At 73.5% G+C, this 14,979-nt stretch carries 11 protein-coding genes; all 11 read right to left on the minus strand.

The window, feature by feature from the left end:
* Positions 1 to 95 (minus strand): chorismate synthase (locus AB0B63_RS29425; protein WP_357024739.1); only part of this gene is annotated, 95 nt, incomplete at its 3' end.
* Positions 96 to 194: 99 nt separating this feature from the next.
* The gene (locus AB0B63_RS29430; protein ID WP_357024650.1) at positions 195 to 1,082 is read right to left on the minus strand and encodes a sulfotransferase domain-containing protein; all 888 of its coding nucleotides are present in this window, start codon (positions 1,080 to 1,082) and stop codon (positions 195 to 197) included.
* Positions 1,083 to 1,146: 64 nt separating this feature from the next.
* On the minus strand, positions 1,147 to 2,754 hold the full coding sequence (locus tag AB0B63_RS29435) for a polysaccharide biosynthesis C-terminal domain-containing protein (protein ID WP_357024653.1): 1,608 nt from the start codon (positions 2,752 to 2,754) through the stop codon (positions 1,147 to 1,149).
* On the minus strand, positions 2,751 to 4,976 hold the full coding sequence (locus AB0B63_RS29440) for a hypothetical protein (protein ID WP_357024656.1): 2,226 nt from the start codon (positions 4,974 to 4,976) through the stop codon (positions 2,751 to 2,753). The genes AB0B63_RS29435 and AB0B63_RS29440 overlap by 4 nt, the downstream gene beginning before the upstream one ends.
* Entirely contained in the window at positions 4,969 to 5,901 is a 933-nt protein-coding gene (locus AB0B63_RS29445) for a glycosyltransferase family A protein (RefSeq protein ID WP_357024659.1), read from the minus strand. Before AB0B63_RS29445 ends, AB0B63_RS29440 begins: the two co-directional genes overlap by 8 nt.
* The gene (locus AB0B63_RS29450) at positions 5,894 to 7,531 is read right to left on the minus strand and encodes a hypothetical protein (protein ID WP_208569484.1); all 1,638 of its coding nucleotides are present in this window, start codon (positions 7,529 to 7,531) and stop codon (positions 5,894 to 5,896) included. The genes AB0B63_RS29445 and AB0B63_RS29450 overlap by 8 nt, the downstream gene beginning before the upstream one ends.
* A gap of 190 nt (positions 7,532 to 7,721) precedes the next feature.
* Entirely contained in the window at positions 7,722 to 9,641 is a 1,920-nt protein-coding gene (locus AB0B63_RS29455) for a delta-60 repeat domain-containing protein (RefSeq protein ID WP_357024663.1), read from the minus strand.
* A gap of 221 nt (positions 9,642 to 9,862) precedes the next feature.
* Positions 9,863 to 10,807, minus strand: coding sequence for a glycosyltransferase (locus tag AB0B63_RS29460; protein WP_357024666.1), 945 nt, complete (start codon positions 10,805 to 10,807; stop codon positions 9,863 to 9,865).
* 90 nt (positions 10,808 to 10,897) lie between these two features.
* A complete protein-coding gene (locus AB0B63_RS29465; RefSeq protein WP_208569481.1) occupies positions 10,898 to 11,737 on the minus strand; it encodes a phosphatase PAP2 family protein in 840 nt (279 codons plus the stop codon).
* A 311-nt stretch (positions 11,738 to 12,048) separates the two neighbouring features.
* Positions 12,049 to 13,284, minus strand: coding sequence for a hypothetical protein (locus tag AB0B63_RS29470; RefSeq protein ID WP_208569480.1), 1,236 nt, complete (start codon positions 13,282 to 13,284; stop codon positions 12,049 to 12,051).
* A gap of 115 nt (positions 13,285 to 13,399) precedes the next feature.
* Complete coding sequence (locus AB0B63_RS29475) at positions 13,400 to 14,905, minus strand: family 16 glycosylhydrolase (RefSeq protein ID WP_357024670.1); 1,506 nt, start codon at positions 14,903 to 14,905, stop codon at positions 13,400 to 13,402.
* Between the last annotated feature and the right edge of the window lie 74 nt (positions 14,906 to 14,979).

The raw sequence follows: 14,979 nt of genomic DNA on the forward strand, positions 1-14,979 counted from the left end.
TCACCAGAAGTCACCGCCACCCCAGCGGGAACCCCCTCCAACAACGCCACCAGAGCCGGACCATGCGATTCACCTGCAGTCAGCCAACGCAACACGACGGTCAGTCTGTCACGCCCGGTGCCGGCGTCGGCACCCTGTCCGGCCCGTCCCGCCCTGCGGACGCCGAGCTGCGCCGGGCGGGCCGCCGACCGGGTTCACGACCAGTCGAAGCGCATACCCAGTCGTTGTTCCAACGCCGCGTTGTGCGGGGCGAAGTGCGCGCTCAACTCTTCCCGTACCTGCTCGGGCATGGCGCTGCTGCGGCGGTGGTTGTGCGCCTCGTACGCGGCGAGCTGGTGCGGGGGCAGGCCGAGGAAGTCCAACACCCGGGCGTACGTGGCGGCCGGCTCGGCGTACAGCGTCTCGCTGGGCAGGATCAGCAGCTGGGAACGGTCGAACCGGTCCAGCCACGGCGTCAGGTGCTCCAGGTAGCGGCCCCGGGCCCGGTAGGTGTACCAGTCGTACGCCTCGCTGAAGTACGTCGGGTCGGCGATCAGCTTCTCCCGCTCCCCCGCCGTCCGCTCCTCCTCCCGGGCCAGCGCCTCGACGAAGTCCAACGGCTCCTTGCCCTCGGTGCGCCGCTCCTTCCAGTGCGAGTACGCCCGCTCCACGGGGTCCCGGAGCAGGAAGATCAACCGGACGTCGGGCATCAGCTCGGCTACCCGCTGCGCGGCGAGCGGGTGGAACATGTACAGCGGGGCGGCCTCACCGACGCGGACCGGCCCGCCGTGCCGACGTTCCAGGGCCTGCCGGTGCCGCACCGTCGGGAAGTGCGAGCGGTACCACGCCTCGCCCCGACCCCAGTTCTCCTCGAAGTAGTGCGAGGTCTTGGTGTTCCAGGCCGGGAAGAGCCGGGGCACCAGGGGGTGCGCCAGCAGGTAGCGCCACAGCGAGGTGGTGCCGCCCCGCTTGGTGCCGGTGATCAGAAAGTCGGGCAGCGGTCGGCGGTCGCTGGTGCGTTCGCCGTACCGGACCAGCGAGCTGCGTACCTGGTGGGTGACCTGGTGCGGGACCACACCCTTGAGGCGGTCGCGGATCGTCATCGTCTCCCTCTCGTCACGCCGGTTTCGGCCTGAGCATCGTCACGGCGGCCTCGGCCTGAGCGCCTCATGCCGGTTTCGGCCTGAGCATCGTCACGGCGGCCCGGACCGTACCCCGGACCCGCCGGTCCAGCAGCAGCCCGGCGGCGACGACCGCCAGCACCGCCAGGGCCAACGCCAGACCGGCCACGCCCCGGCCGGCGACCAGCGCGCTGAGCACCGCCACCACGGCCGCACCGCCGCCGGCCCCGAGCGCCGCCCAACCCACCGACCGGGTGAGCAGCGGCTCGCCGATCGCCACCCGGGCGGCGATCGCGGCCAGCACGTTCTCGGCGACCACGCCGGCCGTCCAGGCGTACGCCGCGCCGAGCGCGCCGTGGTCGGGGATGAGCAGGAAACCCAGGCCGACGGTGAGCGCCAGCCCCACCATGGTGGCCTGGAGGTGCCGGGTGCTGTTGCCGCTCATCAGCAGCATGGTCTGCACGATCCCCACCCCGGAGTTGACGAGCATCGCGAAGGCGAGCACCGCCAGCGGGGCGGCCCCGACGGTGAACCCGTCACCGAAGAGGCTGAGGAACCCGGGCGCGAACACCGCCAGCAGCAGGTACGCCGGCCAGGACAGCAGGATGATCACGACGGTGACCCGCCGGTAGACCAGCGCCGCGTCGGCGGTGCGCCCCTGCCCGAGCAGCCGGGAGAGCTGGGGCGCGACGGCCACCCGCAACCCCTGCATGATCAGCAGCCCGGCCAGGGCGTACCGGCCGACCGCGCCGAAGACACCTGACTCGTCCGCACCGGCCAGCGCCGCGGTGAGCAACACCCCGACCCACATGCTGCTCGCGTCGATCGCCGCCGACACCGCCCGGGGCAGCGCGAAGCCCCAGAGGGTACGCCAGTCCGCGCCGTCCGGCCGCAGCCGCGCCCCCGCCAGCACCCCGAGCGGACGCAGCAGCAGGACGGCGGCGGCGACCACGGCCAACGCCACCGGCAGCAGCCAACCGCCGAACCCGACGGCCACCCCGGCCCCGGTGGCGACCGTCGCCAGCAGCAGTACGGGTCGGGCCAGCGGCACCAGCACGTACTGGATGCCGATCACGGCGGTCACCGGCCGGACCGCCCGGACGGCGGCGAGCAGCACGGTCATCGCCACGGTGACCGGCAGGGCGAGGAACGCCAGCCGCAGCAGTGTCGGCCCGTCCGACCGCTCGAAGAAGACCGGGGCGAGCCGGTCGGCGGTGAACGCGCCCACCGTCGCGACGACCCCGGTGAGCAGCAGGACCGGCAGCAACGCCACCGGCAGCAGCCGGGCGGCGTCACCGTCGACACCGGTGCGGCGTCGGGGCAGCGCCCAGACCAGCGCGGTGTCCGCACCGGCGCAGCAGATCGCGCCCAGAATGGAGACCACACCGATGGCGGTGAACAGCGCACCCGATCCGTCGGTGCCGAACCCGCGCACGATGACCACGGTGAGCAGGAAACCCAGCGCGCCGTTGACCGCCGCGCCGACCAGCCCCACCGCGCCGCTGCGGGCGCTGCGGCGGACCTCCCCGGCGCCGCTCGCCGCGTCGGAGGTGTCCGCCACCGGCCCGGCCGGTGCGCCGGCCGCCGTGGCACGGCGGTCGACCTGCCGGGGAGCCGCGGGTGTGGTCCCGGTCCCGGTGCCCGGATGGCTCATGTCCGCTCCCTGCCGTCCTCGGTGCCGGTCTGGTCTGCGGTCCGGGTGGCGGTCCGGACCGGTGGGGTGGGCCCGTCGGGCCGGGCCGGTTGCACCACGGTGGGTGCGTCCACCCCGCCACCCGGACGGGACCCGCCGCCCGGAGCCGGGGCCGAGGTCGGCGGTGGGACCGACGGCCGGGCCGAAGCCTGGGCGGCAGCGGGCACCGGCGGTGAAGGCGGCCGGGGCGAAGCCTGGGTGGAAGCCGGCACCGACGGTGGGACCGACGGCTTGGCCGAAGCCTGACTGGCGGTCGGCACCGGCGGCGAAAGCGGCCGGGGCGAAGCCTGGGTAGCGGCCGACACCGACGGTGGGACCGACGGCCGGACCGAAGCCTGGGTGGCGGCCGGCACCGGGTGCGGCGCAGCGGCGGAAGCCGGAGTCGGAGCGGAAGCCGGAGCCGGGGTCGGAGCGGAAGCGGGAGTCGGAGCGGGAGCCGCGAGCGGGGGCCAGGCCGGGGCCGGGGCCGACGACGACGCGCTCCGGCCGGCGGGAGCGGGAGCCGGGTCCGCAGCGGGTGCCGAAGCGGGACCTGGGGCCGGATTCGGAACCGGAGTCGGGCCCGGGGTTGGAACTCGGCTCGGGGCTGGGGCCAGCACTGGGGCTGGGGCTGGGGTCGCGGGGCGGGGCGGGACCGGGGTCGGGGGTGGGGTCGCGCCCCGGGGGGCGGGCGGGGAAGCGCTGGCCGTGACCCTGGTGGGCGGGGACGGGACGCTGGCGGTGGCTCGGCCACGCGTGGCCGGGGCGGTGCCGGTGGCGCTGGGGGGCGGGACGGTGGCCGATGCCCTGGTCGGCACGGATGCCGTTCCGGTCGCCGCCGTCGGCGGGCCGGTGAGCGCCGCCGTCGGCGGGCCGGAGGCCGCCGCGGTGGGGCGGGGTGCGCGGGGCTCGACGACTCCGGGCGCGAGGGTCACCGGGCGGTTCACCGGCCCGCTGACCGCCGCCAACCCGACCCCGACCGCATAGAAGATCACCGACATGTTGGGGTCGATGTAGGCGTACACGGGGATCACCACCAAAGCGATCACCGGGATGGTGCTCAGCCACTGCCCGGCCGGGGAGACCGCGCCGGCGAGCCGCTTGGCGATCAGCACCAGCCAGGCCAGGAAGGCGACCAGGGCCGGGATGCCGTGGCTGTAGAGCACCTGCCAGATCATGCCCTGGGTGCCCAGCGGCTCCTCGGCGAGCGTGGTGTCGACGCTGTTGGGTGCGCCGTACCCGAGCAGCGGCGAGCGTTCGACGGCTTGGAGGGTACGGACGTAGAGGTCCATCCGGTCGACGTTGGTGTCGGTGCTGCTGACCCGGTTGTCGATCAGCTCCTGCACGGGCACCACCAGGCTGACCACCCAGACCAGCAGCACCAGCCCGCCGATCGAGGCGATCAGCTTGGCGTTGCCCCGCACCAGCGCCCGCAGGCCCAGGTAGGTCAGCCCCGCGCCGAGGCCGAGGAACATGCCCCGGTTGAGGGTCATGAACGCCGGCACCATCGACAGCGGCAACGACACCAGCAGCGCCACCCGGAACTTGCCGGTACGCACCGACGTCAGGTACGCCAGCACACACGGCACCAGCAGCGCGTACGCCGTGCCCCAGTTGTTGGTGTACGGGTAGGGCGCGGCGGTCCGGTAGATCGGGGCGCGCGAGATCGGGTTGAACTCGTTGGCCCGCACGTGGGTCAGCGCCTGGATGAACCGCTCCCCCGACATGCTGCCCGGCAGCAGCAGTTCCATCGGGGTGGTGAGCTGGAAGCGGGGTGCCAGCACCGCCAGCCAGCCCAGGGCGACCACGCCCAGCCAGTACCAGCCGAGGGGGCGGAGCACCTGGGCCCAGGGGACGCCGTCGCGGACCAGGTTGTAGACGTACACGCAGACGATCAGGGCGGTGACCATGAAGCCGAGCCGCAACCCGGAGGTGAGGTAGGCGGTGGCCCGGTCCAGCCGGGTGAAGCTGAGCAGCACCAGCGCCAGCAGCACCATCCAGCAGGCCGTGCCGGTGGGCAGCGCCACCCGGCCCCGGGTGACCATCAGGCCCAGCAGCACCAGTCCGAACGCCGACCAGCCGAGGTAGAAGCCGCCGAGCGCCCACCACAGCGGCATCAACCCGAACATGGCCAACAGCGGCCAGGTGGGCAGCGGCGGCAGTCCGGTCGGCGACGTGCCGGCCCGACGCCGCCGGTCAGACACCTCGACCCCGACGCTGGGCCAGTCGGAGCACCCGTTCCCCGGAGAGCAGCCCGAGCACCACCGGGACGGTCACCAGCACCCGCTTCTCCCGGGGGTTGAGCCGGACCACCCGGCCGAGTTCCCGGACCGCCTCCCGCCGCCGTCGGCCGGAGGCGAGCGCGAAGGCGATCTGGCCGTGCAGCCGGGCCAGGCCGGTCCGGCTGCCCGCCAGCTCAGGGTGCTTGTCCAGCAGGTAGCGGGTGGCCTCGACGATGGTCGCCCAGCGGCCGAAGAAGAACGATCCGCCGTGCCAGTCGACCACCACCAGCACCTCGGGGACGATCACCACCGGGCCGTGCGCGGCGATCCGCAGCAGCCACTCGTAGTCCTCGCCGTAGCCGCCGGGCAGCTCCTCGTCGACCGGGCCGATGGCGTCCCAGGTCGAGCGGCGGATCAGGATGGTGCTGGAGTGCACCTCCATGATCCGGTCCTCGACGAAGTCGGGGAGGGTGACCTCGGCCCGGTCGAGTTGGCGTTCCTTGGCGATGCCGGGGCCCTCCAGCCGGATGCCGCAGCTCGCGGCGGCGGCGTCGGGGCGCTGCGCCAGCAGCTCGACCTGCCGGCGCAGCTTCGCCGGCAGCCAGAAGTCGTCGTCGTCGCAGAACGCGACCAGGTCGGCGGTGGCCTCGTCGGCGCCGGTGTTGCGACCGCCGGGCAGGCCCTGCCGGTGGGCGTTGTTGACGTAGCGGAGGCTACGGCCGGCCGGGACGTCCACGGCCAGCTCGCGCACGTCGGTGTGGTCGTAGACGACGATGCACTCCACCGGGCCGGGGTAGTCCTGGCCGAGCACGGCACCCACGGCCCGTTCCAGCAGGCCGGGCCGGTCCCGGGTGGCGATCACCACGGTCACCGGCGGGTGCTGCCCGACGGCCGTCGACTCAGTCACGTTTCTCTCCCGTCACCACGAATCCGACCGGCTCGACGCCCACCGCGCGCAGCCGTTCCACCAGTTGGCTCAGCCGACCGGTGCGGGTCTTGTCCCGGGCTGCGACCAGCACGGCCCGGCCCTCCCGGGCGGCCCGCACGCCCCGCTCGTCGTGCAGGGCGGGTGGCGCGTCGATCACGGTGACGCCACCGCCGGTCGGGGCGTCCAGCGGGACCAGGTGCACCGCGCCGGACCCGATGCGCAGCTCCTCACCGTCGACCGCGGGGGTCTCCTTGGGCAGCACCCGGGGGATGATCTCGGTCTTGTCCGCCGAGGTGGTGGTGGAGCGGTAGACCCCGCCGTTCTTCGGGTCCTCGGTGGGGAACGGCCGGGGCTTGCGGACCGGCTGGATGATCATGGTGTCTTCCGGGCTGCCCATCGGGGCGGTGGCCGCCGGTGCCGGGACGGCGCTGGGCGCCGGGCGCGGGCGGGGCACCCGGGGGCGGGTCGGTTCGGTGGCCGGGTGGCGGCGCTGGGCGTCCTGGAGCAACGGCCGGATCCGGTCCCGGCTCTCCGGGGCCACCCCGAGCCGCACCTCGTGCCCGCTCTGGGCGAGCGCCGCGGCGATCCCGGCGGTGACCTGTTCGCGTCGCTCGTCGGCGGCGCTGGACAGCAGCACCAGCGGCAGCGGTCTCGGCCCGTCCACCCAGCGGCTCAGGGCCAGCACCAGGTAGCGCAGGTCGGTGTCGGAGAGCCGCCCGGAGCGGTCCCGCCCGACGGTCCCCAGCAGCGGGGCACCGACCAGCGCGGACGCCTCGTCGGCGGTACGCACCCGGCGGTCCATGGACTCCCGGACGAAGGCGACCAGACCGCCGACCAGCAGCCCGCCGAGCAGCCCGGCCACCAGGATCAGCGGGGCGGCGTCCCGGCTCGACGGGACGGGTGCGCGGGCGGCGCTGGTGACCGATCCGGGGCTCAGATCCGCCGAGCCGATCTTGGAACGCTGCTCGGCGAGGGTCGCCAGCTGGTCGTTGAGCGCCCGCAGCTGGTCCAGCAGGGCGCTGGTGCGCGGCGACGGGGTGGAGGAGTTCTGGTTGGCCGGCAACGACCGCTGGGTGGTGGTGCGCTGGCTGGTGACCAGGGCGATCGTGTCGTCGTACGACTTGAGCACGGCGGCGCGCTGGTTCTCGTACATCCCCTTGCGCAGTTCGAGGTACGCCTCGGCGGCGCCGTTCGCGCCGTCCACCGCCTCGGCCTCGCTGTGCCCGGAGTAGCTGAACCGCATCACCTGTCCACCGACCGGGGTTTCCACGGTGAGCGCGTCGGCCACGCCGGTGGTGTCCCGGCCGGTGATCGAGGCGACCTTGTCGATGACCCCGTTGCTGGTGGCGATCCCGCTCTCGGCGGTCATGTTGACCGCCCGGTCGGCACCACCGGAGGGCACCGAGAAGGGGTCGGTGACCACCGGTCGGACCACCACGGCCGTGGTGGCGGTGTAGGTGGCGGGAAAGACCAGCAGGTAGGCGGCCACCAGCAACAGCACCAACCCGGTGGCGGCGAGCACCGTGCGCCACCGCCGCACCGGGATACGGGCCAACTCGGCCAGGCCGACCGGGCGCTGCCGGGCGGGAGTGACGTCGGTCACGTCCATCAGTCAGGTCCTCTAGCGATGAGGGGGTGGGCAGGTCGGCGTGGGCCGGACGTCGGCCCCGGTGCGAGCCGCCGGTCGTCCTATTGTCGCCGACCGTTCACTTATGGTCGACAGCCGACCGGTCCCCTGCGCGACGGGCGGCCCGCCGGTGCCTCGAGGACACCGGCGGACCGCCCGCACCAAAGGTGGATCAGGAGGTGGCGAAGAACAGCGTCTTGCTCGACCAGTCCACGCCGGCACCGGCCGGCGCGATCTCCACCGAGGCGGCGCCGTCGACGGCGACCTCGTCGAACGGCACGGCGCGCAGCGAGCCGTTGGTGTTGCCATAGACGATCTTGCCGTTGACCCAGGCCATCCCCCGCACGGAGCCCCAGTTCAGGCCCACGCTCGGCAGGGTGAACTCGGAGCAGCCCACGATGTAGCCGTCCGGCTCCAGGTAGCGGTAGAACAACTTGTTGGTGCCGGCCTTGGTGTAGTACATCCGGCCGTCGAGGTAGAACGCGCCGGCCATGGTCGCCGGGTTGAACCAGTCGTTGTAGCCGCTGCTGACCCAGGGTGCGCCCACCGAACCGCCGGTGAACATCGACACACCCAGGTAGCTGCCACCGGCGGCGGTCGGGTCGGTCTTCGACCAGTAGAGCTTGTTGCCGACCGAGAAGGCCGCGCCGGACGCGGTGAGGTTCGCCTGCGCGCTGGCCACCGGCGTGCCCACGGTGCTGCCGTTGAACGACACCTTGGCGGTCTGCCCGTTGCCGGTCCCGACGTACAGGTAGCCCGACGACGCCGTCGGCGCGTTGGTCGCCGCGACCGTACGCCCACCGGCGAGCGGGAACAGGCCCAGCCGCCCGTGGTACTCGTTGCCGAGCCCGTCGGAGTCGAAACCGGCCAGCAGACCGTTGCTGCCCCGCCACAGCTCCCACATGATCGGGCCCCAGGTGGTGGTGCCCGCCGGGGCGCCCGAGCGGGTCGGGTTCCAGACCAGCGGCAGGCCGTTGATCGGGTCCAGCGCGCCCAGGCCGAACCGGTTGATCGCGCCGGAGCCGGCCGAGTCGTTGCCGTTGGCGTTGCTCAGCCAGCGAAAGTGACCGCCGACGTAGACCACGTTGTCGGCGACCTCGACGGAGGTCACCGAGTCGGTGCCGGTGTAGTTGACCCAGGTGGCGTCCATGGCCGTGCCCCGGTCGGCGGTCTCGAACCGGGCGATGGCGTCGCAGTACGCCCCGTCGCCCCGGCCGCCGTCGGCGATGATCACGAAGTAAGAGCCGTCGTCGGAGAAGTCGACGTCCCGGGCGTAGAACGGGAACGAACCGCTGTAGCAGGGCGCCACGTAGCGCTGGGTGCTCCAGTTGGCGACCGCCGGGGTGCCGTCCAGGTCGACGACCACCACCTGGTTGCGGGGCTGGCCGTTGACCTCGGTGAAGTTGCCCACCGCGACCAGGGTCTTGCCGTCGGGGGCGACGGCGAGGCCCCAGACCAGCTCGCTGCTGGCGCGGGCGACGCTGGCGTCGATCTGGAAGCTCGGGTCGATCGCACCGGTGGTCGCGTCGAGCCGGGCGAGCAGCGAGTGCTGGGTGCCGTTGACCCAGTGGAACGCGCCCGCGATGTAGAGCTTGTTGCCGACGACCACGGTCCGCCGGACCAGGCCGCCGTCGCTGCGACCGACCCAGCCGGTCACCGTCGCGCCGGTGGTCGGGTCCAGCTCGACGAGGTTCTTGCGGCTGACGCCGTTGACGTTCATGAACGAGCCACCGACGATGAGTTTGCCGTCGGGGCTCGCCGCGAGGGCGTGCACCGCGCCGTCCAGCGTCGGGGTGAAGTCGGCCTTGAGCGCGCCGCTGGCCCGGTCGTACGCGAACAGGTAGCTGCGGCTGGTCCAGCTCGCGTCCCCGCTGGCCTTGATCGAGGTGAACGAGCCACCGACGTAGACGGTGTTGCCGATCTCGGCGAATGCCTTGGTGTCACCGTTCTGCGCGTGCGGGATGTTGTCCGCCGGGTTCGCCGAGGTGAGGGTGCTGGTGACCGGCGTGAGGTTCGCCGCCCGCGCGGGCGCGGCCAGCAGGCCGGCCGCGAGCACCGGTACGGCGAGAGCGGCGAACCACCGCCGCCACACCGGTCGAGACGTTCTGTGTTGCACTGGCGCCCCCAAAGATGAAGTGAGATCACGCGTAGCTTGCTCTGCCCGGACATTTCGCACCATCAACCGACCGGTCCACTCGGCCACCGGCTCGGTCCGGTCCTGCCGTACGGGTCGCGTCCGGACGACCCACGGAGGACGAGGATTGCGCATCGACCGGCGGGACCCGTCACCGGGCCGCCCGGTCCCGGCCGGCCTCACGCCGGCTCCGCCCACCGGAACGGCGGGACCGTGCCGGTGGTGGTGACCGTCCAGGATGCCGCGCGGGCCAGGTCGTCGGCCGTGACGGCGTCGGCCTCCCGGGCCAGCACCAGGCCCCGCCGGTCGAGTTCCCGGGCCATCTCGACCTGGTGGTCGTCGACGTGTTCGCCGTGCCGGGCCCGGCGCGGCACGTAGACGGCACGGCGTCCGGCCCGCATCGCGGCCAGCGCCGAACCGACCCCGGCGTGGGTGACGATCACGTCGGCCTCCCGCATGGCCTGCTGCATCTCGGCGTGCGGCACCTGCCGGCGGGCCCCGGCCGGCATCCGGGGGATGCGGGTCGACCCCACCTGCCAGAGCACCTCCGCCTCGGGGGGCACCACGTCGACCAGGCGTTGCAGCAGGCGCGGAAAGCCGAAGCGGGACTGGGTGCCGAGGGTCACCACGATCCGGGAGACCGGGCGCGGGGCAGCGGGTGCGGGCAGGTAGCCGTCGAAGATGGAACCGCCGTAGCGCCACCGGCCGTCCGCCCAACCTGGGTACTGGGTGTAGAGCCGGGTCCGGGGCACCCGGGCGACCAGCCGACCGGTCAGCGACGGGCCCTCGGTGCGGGTGGCGCTCTCGATGTAGTGGCAGTCGAGGCCGTGCCGCACGGCGGGCAGGAAGAACGACATGGCGACGCTGGCACCGGTGCTGACCACCCGGCGGAACCGTCCGCCGCAGAGCACCCGGCGGGCGGCCAGCAGGTCGCGCAGCGCACCGACCGGGTCCCGGGTGGCGGCCGGCGGCACGTGGATGACCTCGTATCCGTCGAGCAGGGATCGGCTCTGCGGGGAGTCGAACGTCGCCCAGACGCAGTCGTCCTGCACCCCGAGCCGGGGCAGCAGATCGTGCAGCTCGGCGAGGTGCCCACCGGTGGAGGCGACGAGGAGGGTGGTCACGGTGGTGGCCCAACTTCCGTTCGAGGAGTGGTGGGGGCCGGGTCCGTCGCGGCGCGGGGAGGGGTAGCGCCGGTCCGGACGGGGAGGGGGTCAGGTACCGGTGGTCAGCCGGTCGGCGTTGGCCGGTGCCGGGTCGGCAGGCGTCCCCGGCGGGCGGACCCGGCCGTCGACGACCAGCACGGCGAGCACCATCACGCCGGTCAGCAGGGTGCCGAAGAACCAGCCGCCGAAGACGTCGGTGAGCCAGTGCTTCTCGGCGTAGATGCGGGTGTAGCCCTCGACGGTGACCAGCACCGCCAGGGCGGTGACCAGGCCGATCAGCACCCGGCGGGGGATCCGCCAGGTCAGCGCGGCCAGCACCAGGATGGTGCCGAAGGTCATCAGCACCCGGGCGCAGCCGCCGGAGGGGTAGGTGCCCAGGTCGGTCGGCGGGTGGCCCCGGTCGACGACCTTCGCGAGGATCGTCTGGGTGTACTGCTCGACGACGAACTGCAACGGCATCGCCACCAGCGGAATCCACCAGCGGCGGCGACGCCAGGCGATGGCGAAGCCGATCGCGGCCACCACGGTCACCCACTTGAGCGGGTAGCGGTCGCCGATCGGGGAGATGAACAGGTTGACGTCTTCCCAGAAGCCGACCCGGTGGGCGTGCACGTAGTCGAAGACGGGGTGGTCGACGTGGGGTTCGAGCCGGGAGATCGCCTCACCGAGCGGCCAGCAGACGGCGACGACCGCCGCCGCACCGGCCAGCAGCACCACCAGCGCCGCTCCGGTCCGCCCGAACGCGGCGGTCAGCCCGGCGAGGGCGATCCGGAAGCGTTCGGCCGTCCGGCCGGTGTCGACGGCCGACGCCCACCGGGCCGCCAGCACCGGAACTGTCAGCAGGGGCACCAGCACGGCCAACACGGCCAACACGTAGACGATGGTCACCTGGGGTCACCGCCGCCCGAACGGCCGGCGGCCGGGGCGCAGGTGACCCCGAACTGGTTGACGCGTGACGATCCCATCGTGCTCCCTGATTGTGCCGGCCATCGGCCGGGCCTCCCCACACCCCGGACGAGGTCCCCACGCCGTCCCGGGCCGCACCGACCACGCCGTCGCCGGCCAGTGGTCATCGAGTGGGGCCACCCTAATGGAACGTGAGCCGGCTTCGGTAGCGGCGGTGACGGCAGTGTGGGCTTTTCGCCGTTTTTCCGGTCGGGACCCCGACACTTGTCCCATTCACCGGGAGAAACCGCCGGTCAGGGGCGGGGTGAGCCCAGCCGGTCGGCGAGCGTGTGCAGCAGTGCGGGGTGCAACTTCGCACTCCAGCCGCCCCCGCCGGCGGCCAGTTCCGCCGTCCGCAACCACAGCTCGACGAGATATGCGTCGGCGACGAATTGACGTCCCGCCGGGTCCAGGCCGAACGCCGGGCCGTGCCGGTCCAACAGCTCGACCATGTCGCCGGTCGCCCCCGCCACGTCCCGGCCGGCCAGCGACAACGCGCTCTGGAAACCCTGGTGGGCGAGGTCGAACCCGAGGGGCCGGTCGGCGCCGCTGTTCTCCCAGTCCCAGACGACCAACCGGCCCCGGTGCCGGCCGAGGTTCCACGGCACCCAGTCGCCGTGCCAGTGCCCGAACTCCACCGGCCGGTCGCCGTCACGGTCGACGAGGGCGGCCAGCGCCCCGACCACCGGACCACCGGCGGTCGCGGCCCGCGCGGTCAGATCGGCCAGGAACGCCGAGCCGCGCAACGGGCGGCGGGCCGCCGCCGGGCCACCGCGCCGGGCCACCGCCAGCATCGCGGCCACCTCCGGGCGCAGCGGGTGACGCGGCCGGCGGATCCGGGCCGGCATCGGCTCGACCAGGGTCACCGCCAGGTCACCCCAGCTCACCTCGTCCAGCAGCCGGGGCACGTCCGGGAAGTCACCGCCGTCGCGGGGCAGCTCCCGCAGCGCGGCGGCCTCCGCGCGGACCATCGCCCGGGTCGCGTCGTTCCACCCGATCTTCGCGTACGCCCGCGCGGCACCCCGGTCGTCGAAGAGCTGCAACGTCGGCTTGTGGTGCGGGTCCGGCGGCCGGATGCCGATCGCGGCGTGCAGCCGTCGGCCAGCCAGCCGGCCCAGGTGCTCGGCGAGCAGCAACTCGGCCGGATCGGCGTCGGTGGGCACCGCGACGGTCAACACCGGCATCCGGGCCAGCCCGGTCGCCCCGAGCCCGGCCAGCATCCCGACGGCCAACCGGTTGGCCCGCACCCGGGGCGGGCGCAGCGCGTTGTACGCCAGGGTCGACGCCGCGCCGACCCGGCGGGAGACGAGCGGGAGCAGGAACCTGGCCCGCTCCACCGAGGGCACCACGGCGTACCGGACGGCCGGGCGGTGGGTGGTGGGCACCGGGTCGGCCGGACCGCCGAGCCAGAGCCGGGGGTCACCGAAGATGGCCCGGGTCACCCAGCCCAGGCCGTCCTGCCGGGTCCGTGGGTCCGCCACCGCCGTCATGCCCTCTCCCGTCCTCGCCCGAGCGCCGCGCGCTGGCGGACACGATAGGGGCAGCGGGCAAGCAGCCGCCCGGCGGGCCGAGGCCCACCGGGCGGCGTACGGTGCCCGGTCCGGGTCAGCGCTGCCAGACGCGGACGTAGTCGACCCGGAAGTCGGCCGGGAAGCGGGTGGCCGCGTCGGGGTCGCCCAGCCAGCCGCCGACCTGGAAGTTCAGCCGCAGGTTGAACGGCTTGTTGAACGCCTCGTCGAACCACGGGGTGGTGCTGCGGTCGCGCTGCCAGACCTGCCGGCCGTCGATGTACCAGCGGATCACCCCCGGCTCCCACTCCGTGGTGTACGTGTGGAAGCCGTCACCCGGGTAGCCGGTCGGGAAGTCCCACCGCTGGTCCTGCTTGACCGGCGTGTAGTCGTAGAAGATCGCCTGGGTGGCGGCCTCGTGCAGGGACGACCCGCCGGGCAGCTCCACCACGTCGATCTCGCCCTTGCCGCCGTCGTCGGGGCGCAGCCAGAACGCCGGCCAGAGGCCCTTGGAGTCGGTCGGCCCGTTGGGCGACTTGGCCCGCATCTCGAACCGGCCGTAGGTGAACGACGCCTTGCCGATGGTGTCCAGGTAACTCTGGGTGTACTGCCGGGTCTGCGAGCTGCACACCGCGGTCTCCCGCTGGGCGCGCAGGGTCAGCACCCCGTCGGCGACGAAGGTGTTGTCCGCGTCGTCGACGTTGCAGCCCTTGTCGATGTCGCGGCCCTCGTTGTCGCGCAGGTTCCACCGTTTCAGGTCGACGGTGGGCCCGGTGAACTCGTCGGACCAGACCAGCCGCCAGCCGGGCACGTCCGTGCCGGGGCGGACCGTCGGCGTGGGCTTCGGGGCGGCCGTGGTCGGCGCGGGCGGGCCGACCGTCCGGGTCGGCGACGGCGCCACCGTACGCGTCGGCGTGGGCTTCGGGGCGGCGGTGGTCGGCGGGGCCGTGGTGGCCGGTGGCCGGGTCGGCGGCCGGCCACCCCGCTCATAGGTCACCACCAGGCTGGGCCGGATGGTGGTCTTCGTGTTCTCCCGGGACGCCCAGTAGATGCGGGTGTTCCAGTTCTCCTGGGTCAGGGCGAAGGTGACCTGGCCGTTGCCGCTGACCGCGCCGGAGACGTCCCACTCGTTGTAGCCCTGGGCGACCCGGTCGACGGTGGCCAGCGCCGGGCCGAGGACGGGCCGTTCGTGCCACGCGCCGGTACCGACCGCGGTGCCCTCGGCGGCGTGCGCCCGGACCCGGGAGGTGAACTGCTGCCAGGCGTACACCCGCAGGGACGCCTTGACCTTCACCGCGTCGGCGGGCAAACCACGCACCTGGAACTCCAGGACGGCGTCGCGCTGGCCGACCCGGTTGCCGTCGCAGAGTTGCGGGCAGCTGGCCAGGGTGGTCTTGACCCCGTTGTCGCCGTCCTGCGGGACCTGGGTGGCCGTGGTGTCCGCGACGGCGGAGAGCACGATCGGCGGCACCTCGGCGGCGATCAGCGGCATCATCGTGGCCACGATGCCGCCGACTGCGGTGACGCTCAGGACACTGAGGACGACCGCCTTGCGTCGGCCGGTGATGGCCGGAAGGGCGCGGTGGATTCCGTGCCTGCTCAAGGAACTCTCCCCGGGTGGGCGACGATTACCGGCAGCAGCGTATCCACCACGGGCGGCTGTGGCAGGGGTGAAAT

Origin of the sequence: Micromonospora sp. NPDC049081, from assembly GCF_040648835.1 — a bacterium.
In the GTDB taxonomy this organism is placed as follows: Bacteria; Actinomycetota; Actinomycetes; order Mycobacteriales; family Micromonosporaceae; genus Micromonospora; species Micromonospora antibiotica.